Origin of the sequence: Candidatus Hakubella thermalkaliphila, assembly GCF_013281975.1 — a bacterium.
GTDB lineage: Bacteria > Actinomycetota > Humimicrobiia > Hakubellales > Hakubellaceae > Hakubella > Hakubella thermalkaliphila.
On record NZ_BLRZ01000235.1, the window covers coordinates 1 to 1,514 of the forward strand.

Sequence of the window (1,514 nt, forward strand, 5' to 3'; positions counted from 1 at the left end):
TGCGGGCATCTACCGCGTTGACCAGGTGTTTTGTAAATTGGCAAGAAGCCCGCAAGGCGACGAGAAATATACAGATAAAATTCAGAAAGTTTGCATATATTCTTTTATGTGTCAAAGGAACTCCAGATTGTTGTCCGCATCTATTCTGGTTCTTACCCACTATTTTTGGAGAAGAACCTTTATTCTTTCTATTCCAACCCAACCAAAGCCAACCGTCAAATTCTCATAAACCTCCTTTGCACCTTTGGTTAGTTCTGGCATCTTTAATTTACTACCTTCCTTTCTAATATCAAGATTCTTGCCTCATCCTATATCCCTGGTCACCTCAACGTTATAAAGACTCGAGCTCTTTCTCTAAGATGATGAGGAAAACCTTACTTATTTCGGCTTCTGTCTTGGGCAGCTCGCTTTTTTCGAGTTGGTCAACAATTGCCTTAGTCTTCTCCCCTAGCAGATCGACATACGACTCCTTTGCCACATTCTTCCTCTTCTCCAAAACAGCCTGGTGTAGTGTCCTAGCAGCGGCAGCATATTGTATAGCTTCGTTGTCAGGAGGTATTCGCAACTTAAGGATGGCTTCAACATGTTCTGGGGGGAGTTTAACATCACTGATTTTCAAAATGGGTTTTCTGTCGCCAGTATCATCATCAAAGATTGTATCTTTTTCTATTATATCGAAGACTAGGCCGAATGCAAAGTTCTTGACCAGTAGTTCATCTTCTAAGGCGCTCACAACGAGAGGGTGTAGTTCCTCTATAGGTTTCTGAAATCTATTGGAAATCTCAAGTTCATACTTCCGGGCTATCTTCTCTCCAGGAAAGACATGAAGGGGCGGTGGTACCTTCCGCTCGAGTCTTCTTGAGTATTCCTTCCCAGTAGCATAGAGATTTATGATAGCAGGCCCAGTCAGGTTATATATGGACTGGTTGATAGATATCGCGTTGGCAGGTCCATCATAATGCGTCCATCCTTTCTTATTAATGATTTGCTGACATTCAGCAGTCCACCTTTGCACCTCTCTCCCTGGAGCACTAAAATCACCGATGATTGTGACGTGCGTTTCTGTGTCGTGCGGGTTTCCTTCCTTCAAATCGGTATGAACTCTTTTGTCATACTCGAGTATGGGTAGAGACATTTCTTCTAAAACTCGCACCACATCGCTGGGCTCCTCCCCTAACCATAATAGGATGTCGGGGGCGGTTAGTCGTATTTTGTCCAATTCGCTCTGTTTGAGGTAGTTTTCGGTAAACTGGTAGTTCCATGTAAGTATTACGCTCTCCTCATCCCACTGGGTTGGTTCCGGCCAATCGGGAATGCCTTTCTTCACAGCGCATATCAGTTCACCTTCTTTACGGTCAGGATAGATTAGCTCACCGTTTCCTTCTCTAAGATTAAAAACCCAGGAAAATCCGCTCAAGAGCTCTGCCCAGCTAGGACTAGGCAACCTCTCAGCAATCTCCTTCTCTACCAGCTCCTTATGCACTGCTCCCTTATAGTCTTTTGCCTTTCTTAAC

Annotated in this window: 1 protein-coding gene; it reads right to left on the reverse strand. The window is 44.2% G+C overall.

Annotation, left to right across the window (positions count from 1 at the left end; translation table 11 throughout):
- Positions 1-331: 331 nt before the first annotated feature.
- The coding region (locus HW443_RS11165) for a hypothetical protein (protein ID WP_176238221.1) at positions 332-1,514 on the reverse strand (1,183 nt) is incomplete at its 5' end.